Source organism: Microcoleus sp. PH2017_35_SFW_U_B, from assembly GCF_020737865.1.
Lineage (GTDB): Bacteria > Cyanobacteriota > Cyanobacteriia > Cyanobacteriales > Microcoleaceae > Microcoleus.
This window is the reverse complement of the sequence record NZ_JAEQDE010000136.1, coordinates 1-13286: the sequence shown is the minus strand read 5'-3', so window position 1 is coordinate 13286 and position 13286 is coordinate 1. Positions and strand designations below refer to the sequence as shown.

The window sequence follows — 13286 nt, the reverse complement described above, 5'->3', positions numbered from 1 at the left end:
CAATTCCCAATTCCCAATTCCCAATTCCCAATTCCCAATTCCCAATTCCCAATTCCCAATTCCCAATTCCCAATTCCCAATTCCCAATTCCCCATTACCCATTACCCAAATAACATATGGCTATGAAATCGGTAATCCTTTCTGAACAAGCAGTCATTCTGGAAAAACCAGCGATTTGGTCGCGCTTGTTTTTGTGGACGATCATGCTGATGACCACTTCTGCCGTAGTTTGGGCTTATTTTGCTAGCGTAGAGCAAGCTGTCCCCGCTGTCGGCCAATTGGAACTCAAAGATGGTGCTAGAGACATCCAAGCGCCTGCTACGGGCGCTGTGGTGAGGCTGCACGTCGAAAATGGCGATCGGGTAGAAAAAAACCAGCCCCTGCTCACTTTCAACCCCCTTGCACCCAGTGCTGATTTAACATCGATTAAGAAAACTAAAGAAGCGCTGGAAAAGGAAAATAAATTTTACGAAGATGTCGTCAGCGGCAAAGTTCAAGGCCCTATTCCTTCCAACCTAGAATCCACAATCAAAGACAGACAGAGCCTTGCTGCACAAAATCAAGTGCTGCAAGCTTTGATTGACGAGCTGTACCTTAACCGGGGAGCCAACGGAAATTTTGATGCCACCCAGCAAGGACTGTATGTTAATTATCGATCGGAATTTCTGTCTCGGGTAGCCGCCGCCCAAGGGCAAGTTCAGGAGTTGGACAAACAACTCAAGCAAGCTGAAAATGCTGAGAAAGCCGCCGGCGATCAAATGAATGTAGCAGTGCAACAATTGGGTTTTGCTCAGAACCAATTAAATTACTCTCAGCAGCAGTTAGCCTCTTCCCAAGAGCAAGTCAAATCAGCTCTGGCTCAGAAAGATTTGGCTGACGAACAGTTAGCCAAATCCCAACAAGTATTGAAGTCCAATCAAGGCATTTTGGGCAGACTAGGCCCGCTGGTAGAGCAAGGAGCGATCGCTGAACTGCAAAGAGAAAAACAGGAACAAGATGTTTTCAGAGGCCAAAGCGACGTTCTGAAACAGCAAGATCAAATCAAACAGCGCGAAGGCGAAATCAACGCCCGCAAAGGCGAAATCAACACCCGCCGAGGTGAGATAAATACACGCCGAGGCGAAATTAATGCGCGTCAAGGTGACATCCAAAAAATTACCGCTGAAGTACAGCGCCAGCAAGGAGAGCAAGCGCGCATTCAGGAGTCCATCGCCCGCGCCCAAGAACAGTTGAAAAACACCAAGGATGCCTGGGCAAAAGAACTTTACAGCAAAATTGCTGAAAACCAGAAACAAATTGCCAGCAGCGATTCTCAACTCAGCCGTTTTAAAGTAGAAAACCTGAAAAAGCTGTCCGAAGTAAATGCTCAGCTAGAAAAAGCCCAGCAAGTCCGCGATACTCAAATTATGAAGGCTCCCGTATCCGGCGTTATCTTCGATTTGAAACCTTCTAAGAAGGAGAATGCGAAGTTGGATCTAGCAAAAGATCCGATATGCCAATCCATTATTAACTCAGTGGTGAAGCCTGGGGAACCGCGCCCCAAACGCTGCGAAGAAGCTTATTACGAAGCGCAGCAAACAGAGAAGCTGCTCAAGGTTTTGGATGATGAAAACGGCTTGCAAGCAGTTGTTTACCTGGAAAATAGCAACGTAGCTCTTGTTTTGGATGGTATGAAAAACAAGCGAGAAAAATTAGAAAAATATCACGGCAAACAATTAGATGGAGAAAAGATTGACTGCGAAAAAGGTAAAAGCTGCCTGTGTCCTGAGAAGGAAGTTAATAGAGAGAAATTGGGTTTGACAAAATACCAATGCGTACCTGTGGATATAAATGTTGAAGCTTTCCCTGCGCTGGAGTTTGGTACTGCTGAGGGTGAAGTGAAAGAGATTAGCAGCGATGCTGAACCTCCTACTGAACTCCGGAAATACTACGCTTTCAAAACCAAAATTAAGCTGAAGACTCAAAAGTTTATTTTGAACAAGGGCAAGCCAAATGAACAGGAAGTTAACTTGCAGTCGGGAATGGCGGTAAGTTCTAATATCAATATCGGCAAGCGAACTGTTTTGCAGATGTTTATCAACCGATTTACTGGCAAACTGGATACATTCAAGACTGTTAAGTAATTCGGTTAACAGAATTGAATAGGACTAAAGTCCTCACTACAAACTTGATGACTGGTTTGTAGTGAGGACTTTAGTCCTAATTAGCCCGGTTCGTAGTGAGGACTTTAATCCTAATTCCCGCAAATTATGAGGACTAAAGTCTTCACTACAAACTTGATGAGAATGATTTAACGGTATTAATATAAAATAGTGATGGCAATTGGTGCGATCGCACATTCATGAAAAAAAGTATTTTATTTACGCTATATCTGATTCCTGTTGTCCTTTTAATCGGGTTTGTAGCCACTTTTAGCGTTAACGTACCCATTGATGACGAGTGGAGGTTGGCTAGCCTGTTTGAGAAAATAGCTCAGGGAAGTGTAACGTTTAACGATTTTTGGGCTTTGCACAGCAACCACCGCATAGTCTTTCCGAAATTAATTATCGCTGTGCTGGTTTTTGCTTCCAGATGGAATATTAATTATCAGTTGTGTCTCAGCATCGGTTTGGCTGGGATAACTTTTATGACTATGTACAAGTTATCCTCGATGCAGGTTAAGAATGTTGGGGATAATTTGTGGCATTTAGCTAATATTTTAACTTGTATTTTACTTTTCTCCCTGGTTCAACATGAAAACTGGCTTTGGGGATTTCAATTAGCTTGGTTTTTTGTAAATCTGTGTTTTATAGCTGCGGTTTATGCGCTGGTTTCAACTCACAAATTATTGCCTAATATTAGAATTTCTATTGCTGCTATATTCTGTTTTATTGCTAGTTTTTCTCTGGCTCAAGGTTTGCTATCTTGGTTTGTGGCGGTTCCGGCTGTGGTGGCTTTGGAGGGAAATCGAGTACAGAAAAAAAGAAGATTAATTGTATGGATATTGCTGTTTGCAGCAACTTGTGCTATTTACTCAATTGATTATCATCCTAGCCGTAAAACAAGTATTATTGCATTGTTGAATAAGCCGCTGGTGGTAATTGATTATTTTTTGAGTTTATTGGGTTCGCCAATTGTTAGATCACCTGGACTTTCTGCATTTGTAGGATTGGTAATATTTACAACTTTTGGATTTTTTGTATGGCATTTTGGGAAGAAGATTCTATTAACTAATTTGGGATTGGGTGGGGACGGGCAAGATGCCCATCCCACAATTGATTTGGGATTGCTACATCAGGCTTTACCTTGGCTGTCAATAGGTTTGTTTTCGGTTTTGTCGGCTTTGTTTATTACGGCTGGTAGGGCTAATTTTGGGGCAATTCAGGCGATCGAATCTTCTAGATATACGACTAATTCGATTTTGCTGTTAATTGCTTTGGTTCAGCTAGGACAATTGTTTATTCGAGAAACAAAAGCTCTGTTGAAATTCAACTATAAATTGATTTTTAGAGGAGTTTCAGGGCTATTAATTGGTATAATTATTGTTAATTCTCAGCAGGCGATCGTCCAAACTAGCTCTGCACTTATTTACAAACAAGGCGCTCAAGATTGTTTGCAGTTAATTAACTATCTCGAACCGTCGAAGTTTTTCAATGATTCGCCGGAAAGCTGTTTGAGAGTGTTGAGCAAAAAAACTTGGCTGGTGAGAGATGGTGCTGCTATTCTCGATAAATTTGGTTGGAGAAAGTTCGCCAAAAATGTAGATTTTATTCCTAATACCAAGAAAGTTTACGGCTATTTAGACCAACCTCCAACGGGCGATAAATTATTGAAAGCTGCTGGTTGGGTGGTTTTGCCAGAAAATAGGAAACAGCCGAATATTGTACTGCTATCTGTCGGCGATAAAAAATCTTTTTTTGCTAACGCTTATGTAAATTTGGACAGTCCCGATATTGCTAAGACTTTGAAATCACAGTTGTACAATAATGCGAGGTGGGCGGTTGATGTGTCTGGTGGCGATTTGGCGATCGCCCAAACCGATATCAAAGCTTGGGTGTATAATCCTGTGGACAACCAATTTGTCCAGTTGCGCGGAGGATGAGGAGTGAAAATTTCGGTGATTATACCAGCCCACAACGAAGAGGGCTGTTTGGATGGTACTGTGCGGGCTTTAGCCCAGACGCTCGATTTAGAAGGGATTCCGCACGAAATTTTGATTGTGAATGACAATAGTACGGATAAAACCGTTGACATTTGCCAGGAATTGTCAGAGACTTTCCCCACAGTTAGATACATCAACAATCAACCTCCCAACGGTTTTGGATTTGCCGTGCGCCGGGGATTGGCAGAATTTGAAGGCGATGCTGTGGCGATTGTGATGGCGGATGCTTCCGACGATCCGATGGATTTGGTAGCAGGATACCGCCAATTGCAAGCAGGATATGATTGCGTTTTCGGTTCCAGATTTATCAAAGGCGGGTTTGTCGTTGATTATCCAATTCACAAACTAGGAATTAATCGCTTAGCAAACTGGTTTGTCAAAAGTATTTTCGGCTTGCGTTACAACGATGTCACGAATGCTTTTAAACTATATCGCAGAGAAGTGATTGAAGGTATACAACCGATTTTGAGCCATCACTTTAATTTGACTGTCGAACTTCCCCTAAAAGCAATTGTCCGGGGTTTTTCCTATACGGTGATTCCTCTGAGATGGTACAATCGGACTGCTGGTATTTCTAAGTTGAAGATTAAAGAGATGGGCAGTCGATATTTGTTTATTGTCTTGTATGTCTGGCTGGAAAAACATCTCTCTCGCGGCGACTACCACCGAACAAGAAAGATGAATGAGTTGAAATTAGATTTGTTGCCTAAGTCAAGGAGTGAAGTCTTGACTGCGAAGGAATGATGACTAATGATTTTGGTACCGCAGCTATTGATACTTTGATGCTGATACTACTGCGTACCAAAATCGGGACTGCAACTTAGGTAACGGGCGGAACCTGCGAAATGGTTACGAAAAAATGGTCAAATCGCTCAAAAGTGCGATCGCGCGGTAAAATTTAACTTAGGAGGCTATGGGGAAATTTGGTTGAAAAGATATACTAAATTGAGAGGATTAAGTCATGGTTTTTACAGCCCAAGAAATGGCAAGATTGATGCCAGATGCCAGTCAACTTGAAAGTGATGAGCCAGAAATGGAAAGTTCCCTACATTATATTCAATTAGCATTATTAGTTGCCTGTTTGGAATGGCAATGGCGCGATCGCAATGACTTTTTTGTTGGAGCAAATCTGACGGTTTACTACAGCCAGCAACAATTGAAAAATCGGGATTTTCGCGGCCCTGATTTTTTTCTGATCGCCGATACCGAAAAACGTCCGCGTCGTTCCTGGGTAGTTTGGGAAGAAGAGGGGAGATATCCCGATCTAATTATAGAATTGCTATCTAGTTCTACCGCCAGAGTCGATCGCAACGAAAAAAAGATATTATATCAAAATCGGTTTAGAACGCCCGAATACTTTTGGTTCGATCCTGAAGATTTGGAATTTGCTGGTTTTCGTTTAATTGGTCAAGAATATCAAGCTATTCTTGCCAATGAATTTGGTAGATTGTGGAGTGAGGTACTAGAATTATATCTGGGAATTCACGATGGGAAATTGCGTTATTTTACCCCAGACGGTGAGTTAGTTGCTACGCCAGAGGAAGCTGCACTGCAAGCCCAAGAGCGAGTCGAACGTTTAGCAAATCAGTTGCGGGCTTTGGGCATTGAACCAGAATAGCTGTCAAAATTAATTGACAGATGATTAAGTTTTAATGCGAGACATATAGCCTTTCTCAGATAGGTGAGGTACGTTGTTGGGCTTCAGCCCTCTTATATTTATTATATAGTAAGCGAGGTCGCATCAAAAACTCCATTTACAGTCATACCTCATCTTTTTGATAAAGGCTATACCTCAACACAATTTAACAGCAGTAATTAATCCTCTAAGAAAGTTGAGTCAATGCCTGAGAGAATTTTAATTGTGGGCGGTGCGGGTTTTATCGGCAGTTGTTTGGCAATTGGCCTGAAAAAACTTCACCCGGAATGGCAAATAATTTGTTTGGATAACCTGCGCCGCCGGGGTTCGGAATTGAATTTGCCTAGGCTTAAAAGTTGCGGGATTCAGTTTGTTTACGGGGATATTCGCACGGCGGCTGATTTAGATCCAGTGGCACTCAATGCTGATTGTATTATAGATTGCGCTGCGGAGCCTTCTGTGCTGGCGGGTTTTAGTTCGCCTCAGTACGTTTTGCAGACGAATTTGCTGGGTACTGTGAATGTTTTGGAGTTGGCGAGACAGACTGGTGCGAGTTTGCTGTTTTTGTCTACGAGTCGGGTTTATCCGATCGCCTCTGTCAAGTCTATCAAGTTATTGGAGTTGGATGATAGATTTGCGATCGCCCCAGAGCAAACATTACCCGGTATATCGGAGTTAGGCATATCAGAAGATTTCCCACTAAAAGGACACCGCTCGCTTTACGGAGCAACTAAATTAGCGTCGGAATTGCTGATTGAGGAGTACAGGGAAGCATACAACGTGCAGGCAATTATCAACCGCTGCGGGTTAATTACCGGTGCTTGGCAAATGGGGAAAGTAGATCAGGGAGTTTGCGGTTTGTGGGTGGCGGCTCACTATTTTCAAAGGTCGCTTAATTATATCGGTTTTGGCGGCAGTGGTAAACAAGTTAGGGATTTGCTGCACGTTGAAGATTTGCTGAGATTAGTCAATTATCAGTTGGAACATTTTGCGGAATTTGACGGCGAAGTGTTTAATGTTGGTGGTGGTTTGAGCAACAGTCTGTCTTTAGTTGAAACAACTGATTTGTGCCAAAAAATTACGGGAAAGTCTATTACAATTAATCCGGTTTTGGAGGAACGGGCGGGGGATATTCCGATTTTTATTACCGATTCTTCTAGGGTGATGGAGAAGACTGGATGGCACCCTATGATTGGGCCGGAGGCGGCTTTGCAGGATATTTATGATTGGATTGCTGCTAATGAAGTGGTTTTAAGTTCGATTTTGTAGGGATTTTTCAATCGCAGATTTTTAATAGTAAGGTGCGTCGCTAAGATAATTTTTGAACCTAGTTGAGTGACTGCAAGCGACGCACCCTACCGCGAAATTTCATCCCCGTCTAAAATTCCCACCATTACTTTAAATAAATCGTCTAAATCGTCAGGTACTCTAAACAAATGAGTGTCTTGGAAAATAGTTTGCTGATTTCGATCTAACTTGCCAAATCGCCAGACATCTCCCATTGTCACAGCACCGTAAAATATATTTTGGTCTTCCACGTGCGACATAGCAATTAATTGTACAGCTAGTTGAGTAAATCCTCTAGTCATATCGTCGTTTTTTGCTTCAATAACTAGCAACTCTTGATTTGACTTCACGAGATAATCTAAATTTCCCTTTAACCAGCTATTAACGTTGAGAGTATACTCAAATCGCAGTTGACATTGACAGTATCGGATCAGATCCAGAAGTACGGGGGATACTAAGGATTCTCTTCTAGCTATTTCGCTGCTGAGACTGACTAAGGGAAGGATATCTTCTATTTTATCTCTCAGCTCTATCAGTCTATCTAACTGTCTAGTTGTTTTCGGTAAAGATAACCTTCCTTTGCTTAGTGAGTAATCAAATTCTGCTAAAATTTGATCGGTTTCATAAGGTAAGTCAAAGTATGAACGAAAGGTATATTCTCGACCTTCCTGTAAGATTTTTTGCTTGGTCATAGTGTTTTCAATCACAATCTGTTTATTTGTACATTATATATCAATTTTTCTAAGCCGGTCGAATGAGTAATTTCCTGTCCTTAACAAAATTCATCATTTATCCCCAAACTTCTGTCAAATCCAAGACAAAACCAGGCAACACATCTTCGCCGGACAAAGTTGCAGGATTTTCCAGCAATTCTAATTCTTGGTTCTGTCTGTAAATCTCCACTTTTCTGTTTTTTCTATCTATCAACCAACCCAACCGCACCTGGTTTTCCATGTATTCTTGCATTTTATCTTGCAGCGGTTTGATTCTGTCAGTTTTAGAACGGAGTTCCACCACAAAATCTGGGCTTAACGGAATAAAACCTTCTTTTTGTTCTGGGGTTAGTGCATCCCACCTTTCTTGACACACCCAAGCTGCATCGGGAGAGCGATCGGCCCCATTTGGCAGGTGAAAACCAGTAGAAGAATTAAATGCTTTACCGAGTCTAGTACGCCGATTCCACAGCCAGATTTGCCCTTCTATATCCAGATTTCGATATCCTGTTTCGCCTCCGGTTGGTGGGTTCACGATTAATTCTCCTGTTGCTGTGCGTTCTAATTGTAACTCTCGGTTGGCGATCGCTAATTCTACAAACTGTTCGCGGGTAACGGTGAGCGTTAGTGCAGGCGGAATATTGAGTGCAATATCAGCCGATGAGTTGGTTTCTACCATCATTTTTTCCTAAAATTGATGCTGTTTTAGCAAATTAATCCTCATCTCAGAAAGCCCAAAACATAGGACAATTTGCAATTTTTATTATAACAATTCAAAGTTCGTAGGTGACAGCCATCGCTCCAATCGGCGATCGCCATCACCATCAATTTCTACTCAGCAAAATAGCGGGTCAAAATCCGCATGATCTCACCGCTAATCGGCGAGGCCAGAGGCGGGCTCCATTCCTCAACCTTGGCAAAACCCAAGATTTGCAGGATATCTACGATCCAGTTGACGCCCTTGGGAGTGCCGCACAGCAGCAAGCGGACGGGTTTTTTGTCGGCGGGCGCGTTGGGAATTTCTTCGCGCAGTAGTTCGGGAACGGACTTGGGAGTTGGTATCATACAGTTATCTCCTAATAGGGTTATCTCCTGAATGTGGGAGTCCAAACCCCTGCCGCGTCTCGATTGCAGTCTGAAGCGGTGGGGGTTTGGTCTTGGGTGTACGCTTGTGATAAGCTAACATAGCTTGTAAACCTATGTCAAGAGGTAACGTGCAAAACTAGAATGTTAAAGAAAGCAGTGATGAGAAAAAGACGATCGTGCCACCGAAGAACCTCAGACGAGTAACCACTTACGTCCCTCCTGAAATAGCCAAAGCATTAGAGGAATGGGCCGAGAAAGACGAGCGATCCGTATCTTGGCTGGCTGGAAAGCTGATTGAAAAAAGTGTTAAAGAGTATCAAAGTCAAGAACAGCAACAAGCCTCTACACCGGAGGTGAAAGAATGAATCCAACAGCTATTAACGCTCTGTGAGTTGGTTAAAGATTGGATCGAAGTTAAAATGTGAGTCAATTTAAAAGAGAAAAACCTAATGGGCGGGAAGCGTAAGCTTGAGTTGATAGCTGTGTATGTAACCAAGGAAAAAAAGGAGGCTCTTGAGGAATGGGCTACTTCTGAAGAACGTTCTGTTTCATGGATTGTTAGCAAGGCGATCGACAAAGCACTGGAAGACCGTCAACAGCAGCAAACTGAGGCAAAACAGGATACACAGCAGTGAAAGTCGATCGCACTTCACTGAAAATTTCATTGCTACTCATTAAAACAATTAGGCTTGTCAACCATGCACACCATTGGTGCTTTTGCGATTATTGACAGCGGCGGCAAGGTACTGCTGTGCCATCGCACCGATAGGGATGCTTGGAACTTGCCTGGTGGTAGGGTTGAGGCGGCAGAAACTCCGTGGGCTGCGGTTGTCCGTGAGGTGGAAGAGGAGGTTGGTTTGCTGGTTAAGGTCATAGGTGCGATCGGCATTTATGCTATACCAGTGCGATCGGACTTGGTGTTTACATTCCGCTGTGAAGTCGTTGGGGGTAGCCTGCACACGACGGAAGAAGCAGATGACATCAAGTGGTATCTGCCCTCGGAGTTGCCTATCAACACGTTTTCGAGTCATGTCGAACGCATCCATGACGCCTACGCTGGGCGCAGCGCGGTTTTGCTGAAGACGCAGGAGTAATCTTGTGGTTAAAGATTTGGTAAAAGCTACATTGAAGGGCGATCGTACTTCACTCGAACAGGATTTGCGGAAACTAACGTGAGGATATTGATGTTATTAGAAGACCGGGCGGTTGAAACCGCGTCTATACAGACAAAACCCGCCTCCGCGGGTTGAAGAACGGTTACAATTATGTTATTTTCTTCAGTCCGCGGAGGCGGACTTCGTTTGTGTAGGCGCGGTTTCAACCGCCGTCTTCTTTCTTCTCCCACCAATCACCTCAAAATCCCAACATGATTATCCCTCTCGATCCGATTATCAGCGCGATTACCAGCATCGCCAATCCTATAATTAAAGATAAGTTTCAGCGCAGCGAAATAGTCATCAAATTACTCAAAAAATTTAACCTCGACCCCGAACACCCGCTGCCGGATTTCAGCAGCGTTTACGCTTACACTTTAGTAGAATACGGCGTCGGCAAACCCAAGCCAATTTTAGAACTGTTCCGGGAATCAGAAATTAAACAAGCTTTTCGCCAAGCATTCGATCGCAATTCTCCGGCTATTTTTCTCACACAAGGAGAAGAATTTCTCGATACCTATGCTTTGGGAGATAAAATTAAAGATTTAGGGATTGACATTCGGCGCGAATTTGCTGCTTTTTCCGCAGTTTTTATCGCCGTCACCAAGCGCACCCGCACTCCGAAAGAAGCTTTGACGAATCATCAGATTGATTCAGTCCACAAACAGATTGTAGCAGTTCAAGAAAGGATCGATCGACTCCCAACTTTAGAAGGAATTCGCACCGAAATGGCGCGATTGGCTGTTGAAAATACTCCGGCTTTACCAGCAGCAACAGAAACTGCGGCAAAATCCCAAGAATTTGCTTTGGCGCAGCAGATGCGCGGTTGGTTTGAAATATTGGGCTACGATTTTGAGCCGTATCAGGTTTGGGAAGATAGCTATTTTGAATGGATTATTCGGATTCCGGTGAGGCGGGGCAGATTCGATCGCATTTTGATTCGCGGCATGGCGGGAGAAGCGGGAATTCAAGATGTCGGGGCGCTGAGACAGTCGGTAGAAAAGCAAAAAACCGATGAAGGTTGGCTGGTGACGGCGCGCCGGATTTCCAAAGCAGCCCGCAAGGAAGTTGACAAACCAGAAAATCGCCATCTCGATTGTTATACTTTTGATGAATTGATTGATGTGGATGCGGATTTTAGCGGCTATATCGACTGGTTGGAAAATGAAGTTAAGCGCAGGCAAATCGATGGCAAATACGTGCCTCTCGGTTGTACGAAAGCTGAGTTCGATGGCGCTAACAAGCGACAAATTGATGCCAGTTATTACGGCGAAGAGGACGGCTGGATTGACGGTTATATCGACGTGTGGATGGACGATCCGACGAAAGAACATATTTCGATTTTGGGCGAATTCGGGACGGGGAAAACTTGGTTTGCTTTTCACTATGCTTGGACGGCTTTGCAGCGCTACCAACTGGCAAAGGAAAGAGGAACTCAACGGCCTCGGTTGCCTTTAATTATCACTTTGCGCGACTATGCAAAAGCTTTGAATGTTGAGAATGTTTTGGCTGGTTTCTTCTTTACTCAGCACAATATCCGCCTCAATAGTGAGGTGTTCGATCAACTGAATCGGATGGGGAAGTTGCTGTTGATTTTTGACGGATTTGATGAAATGGCCGCGAAGTGCGATCGACAACAAACAATTAACAACTTCTGGGAACTAGCAAAGGTGATTGTTCCCGGTGCGAAAGTAATCTTAACCTGCCGGACAGAACACTTTCCAGAAGCCAAAGAAGGACGCGCTTTATTGAATGCGGAATTAAAAGCTTCGACTGCCAATCTCAGCGGAGAAACACCGCAGTTTGAAGTATTGGAATTAGCAGCATTCGACGACGAGCAAATTCGTCAAGTATTGTCTCACCAAGCCGATGCCGAAACTGTGGCACAGGTGATAAACAGTCCGCAGTTATTGGATTTGGCGCGCAGGCCGGTGATGGCGGAATTGATATTAGAATCATTGCCGGATATTCAAGCAGGTAAACCCGTGGATATGTCGCGGGTATATTTGTATGCGGTGCGCCGGAAGATGGAACGGGATATCAAGGCAGAAAGGACGTTTACATCGCTGGCAGATAAACTATTTTTCCTGTGCGAACTGTCCTGGGAAATGCTATCAACTGACCAGATGAGTTTGAATTATCGGCTGTTTCCAGACAGGATTCGCCGCTTGTTTGGGGCTGCGGTGCAAGCAGAAAAGGACTTAGACCACTGGCATTACGACATGATGGGTCAAACCATGTTAATTCGCAATGCTGAGGGGGATTATTCTCCGGCACATAGGTCGCTTTTGGAGTTTTTTGTAGCGTATAAGTTGGCGGCGGAGTTGGGAGTTTTGCCTGCTGATTTTACGGGGTTATCGCAGGCACAATTGTCTTTGGATAATTCTGTTGAGTCGGTAAATTATACTTGGTCGGGGTATTTTAGCCGTCAGGCGGATAATGCGGGCGATATTGTACCGATTCCGGCTTTGAAGGGTTTTGTGAGTGAAAGTTTAGGGCAACTTCGCAACAGTTTTGGGCGGGAACCTTTGACGAAAGCGGTGATGGATTTGTTGGTGCCGATGCTTTCAAAAACTGAGTTTGTGGGTGAGGTTAAGTCGAGACTGTTGGAAATTTTGGAGGCGACGAAAGGTAAAACTGAGGAGGAAGTTGGTTATATCGGTGGAAATGCGGCGACGGTATTGGTGAAGGTTGATAATGCTGCTTTGGAAGGGAGAGATTTATCGGGGGCTGTAATTAAAGGTGCTGATTTTTCTGATGCTAGTTTGCGGCGTGTCAATTTTGCTGGGGCGAATTTGAGTGATTGTACTTTTATCAAGGGTTTCAGTACAGTCTTTGCAGTAGCATTTAGTCCTGATGGCAAACTTTTAGCTACAGGTGGTACTGATGGCGTGGTTCGTTGTTGGGAAGTTGCTAGTGGAAGAGAAATTTTGACCTGTAAATGTCACAGCGATTTGATACGTTCAGTCGCATTTAGTCCAGACGGTAAAACTCTGGCTAGCGGTAGTGGTGACAGAACTGTAAAGTTATGGGATTGCCACAGTGGTGAATGCCTTCAAACTTGGCAAGGTCACAGCGATTTGATACGTTCAGTCGCATTTAGTCCAGACTTTAAAAGTCTGGCTAGCGGCAGTGATGACAGAACTGTAAAGTTATGGGATTGCCAAACTGGTGAATGCCTCCAAACTTGGCAAGGTCACAGCGATTTGATACGTTCAGTCGCATTTAGTCCAGACGGTAAAACTCTGGCTAGCGGCAGTGATGACCAA

At 43.8% G+C, this 13286-nt stretch carries 12 protein-coding genes; 9 read left to right on the top strand and 3 right to left on the bottom strand.

What is annotated here, in order from left to right; genetic code table 11:
* Positions 1 to 122 precede the first annotated feature (122 nt).
* The 5 genes from JGK36_RS30685 (at position 123) to JGK36_RS30665 (ending at position 7046) form a co-directional block, all read left to right on the top strand.
* A complete protein-coding gene (locus tag JGK36_RS30685; protein WP_293185938.1) occupies positions 123 to 2123 on the top strand; it encodes a chromosome partitioning protein ParA in 2001 nt (666 codons plus the stop codon).
* Between the two features lie 218 nt (positions 2124 to 2341).
* Positions 2342 to 4081, top strand: a complete 1740-nt coding sequence (locus JGK36_RS30680) for a hypothetical protein (protein ID WP_293198994.1) — start codon at positions 2342 to 2344, stop codon at positions 4079 to 4081.
* Between the two features lie 3 nt (positions 4082 to 4084).
* Positions 4085 to 4885 carry a glycosyltransferase family 2 protein gene (locus JGK36_RS30675; RefSeq protein ID WP_293185942.1) on the top strand — a complete coding sequence of 267 codons (801 nt, stop codon included), beginning with the start codon at positions 4085 to 4087 and terminating at the stop codon, positions 4883 to 4885.
* A 217-nt stretch (positions 4886 to 5102) separates the two neighbouring features.
* Positions 5103 to 5759, top strand: coding sequence for a Uma2 family endonuclease (locus JGK36_RS30670; protein ID WP_293185943.1), 657 nt, complete (start codon positions 5103 to 5105; stop codon positions 5757 to 5759).
* 222 nt (positions 5760 to 5981) lie between these two features.
* A complete protein-coding gene (locus tag JGK36_RS30665; RefSeq protein ID WP_293185944.1) occupies positions 5982 to 7046 on the top strand; it encodes an NAD-dependent epimerase/dehydratase family protein in 1065 nt (354 codons plus the stop codon).
* Positions 7047 to 7132: 86 nt separating this feature from the next.
* Here JGK36_RS30665 and JGK36_RS30660 read toward each other — a convergent pair whose 3' ends face one another.
* The 3 genes from JGK36_RS30660 to JGK36_RS30650 all read right to left on the bottom strand — a co-directional run bounded on the left by JGK36_RS30660 (position 7133) and on the right by JGK36_RS30650 (position 8842).
* Positions 7133 to 7756, bottom strand: a complete 624-nt coding sequence (locus tag JGK36_RS30660; protein ID WP_293185945.1) for a hypothetical protein — start codon at positions 7754 to 7756, stop codon at positions 7133 to 7135.
* A gap of 97 nt (positions 7757 to 7853) precedes the next feature.
* Complete coding sequence (locus tag JGK36_RS30655; RefSeq protein WP_293185974.1) at positions 7854 to 8456, bottom strand: Uma2 family endonuclease; 603 nt, start codon at positions 8454 to 8456, stop codon at positions 7854 to 7856.
* A gap of 152 nt (positions 8457 to 8608) precedes the next feature.
* Complete coding sequence (locus JGK36_RS30650; RefSeq protein ID WP_293185947.1) at positions 8609 to 8842, bottom strand: hypothetical protein; 234 nt, start codon at positions 8840 to 8842, stop codon at positions 8609 to 8611.
* Between the two features lie 197 nt (positions 8843 to 9039).
* Here JGK36_RS30650 and JGK36_RS30645 point away from each other — a divergent pair, with 197 nt between their 5' ends.
* The 4 genes from JGK36_RS30645 to JGK36_RS30630 form a co-directional block, all read left to right on the top strand.
* Positions 9040 to 9228 carry a hypothetical protein gene (locus JGK36_RS30645; RefSeq protein ID WP_293185949.1) on the top strand — a complete coding sequence of 63 codons (189 nt, stop codon included), beginning with the start codon at positions 9040 to 9042 and terminating at the stop codon, positions 9226 to 9228.
* Positions 9229 to 9312: 84 nt separating this feature from the next.
* Positions 9313 to 9498: a CopG family transcriptional regulator gene (locus JGK36_RS30640; protein ID WP_293185950.1), complete on the top strand. Its 186-nt coding sequence runs from the start codon at positions 9313 to 9315 to the stop codon at positions 9496 to 9498.
* Between the two features lie 63 nt (positions 9499 to 9561).
* Positions 9562 to 9957 carry an NUDIX domain-containing protein gene (locus JGK36_RS30635; RefSeq protein WP_293198993.1) on the top strand — a complete coding sequence of 132 codons (396 nt, stop codon included), beginning with the start codon at positions 9562 to 9564 and terminating at the stop codon, positions 9955 to 9957.
* Positions 9958 to 10229: 272 nt separating this feature from the next.
* Positions 10230 to 13286: NACHT domain-containing protein (locus tag JGK36_RS30630; protein WP_293198992.1), on the top strand; the 3057-nt coding region annotated here is incomplete at its 3' end.

What these genes read in the sequence shown, in the direction of transcription:
- JGK36_RS30685 (WP_293185938.1), top strand. Translation starts at nt 123, where the DNA reads ATGAAATCGGTAATCCTTTCTGAACAAGCAGTCATTCTGGAAAAACCA.
- JGK36_RS30650 (WP_293185947.1), bottom strand. Translation starts at nt 8,842, where the DNA reads ATGATACCAACTCCCAAGTCCGTTCCCGAACTACTGCGCGAAGAAATT.
- JGK36_RS30655 (WP_293185974.1), bottom strand. Translation starts at nt 8,456, where the DNA reads ATGGTAGAAACCAACTCATCGGCTGATATTGCACTCAATATTCCGCCT.
- JGK36_RS30635 (WP_293198993.1), top strand. Translation starts at nt 9,562, where the DNA reads ATGCACACCATTGGTGCTTTTGCGATTATTGACAGCGGCGGCAAGGTA.
- JGK36_RS30665 (WP_293185944.1), top strand. Translation starts at nt 5,982, where the DNA reads ATGCCTGAGAGAATTTTAATTGTGGGCGGTGCGGGTTTTATCGGCAGT.
- JGK36_RS30640 (WP_293185950.1), top strand. Translation starts at nt 9,313, where the DNA reads ATGGGCGGGAAGCGTAAGCTTGAGTTGATAGCTGTGTATGTAACCAAG.
- JGK36_RS30660 (WP_293185945.1), bottom strand. Translation starts at nt 7,756, where the DNA reads ATGACCAAGCAAAAAATCTTACAGGAAGGTCGAGAATATACCTTTCGT.
- JGK36_RS30680 (WP_293198994.1), top strand. Translation starts at nt 2,342, where the DNA reads ATGAAAAAAAGTATTTTATTTACGCTATATCTGATTCCTGTTGTCCTT.
- JGK36_RS30670 (WP_293185943.1), top strand. Translation starts at nt 5,103, where the DNA reads ATGGTTTTTACAGCCCAAGAAATGGCAAGATTGATGCCAGATGCCAGT.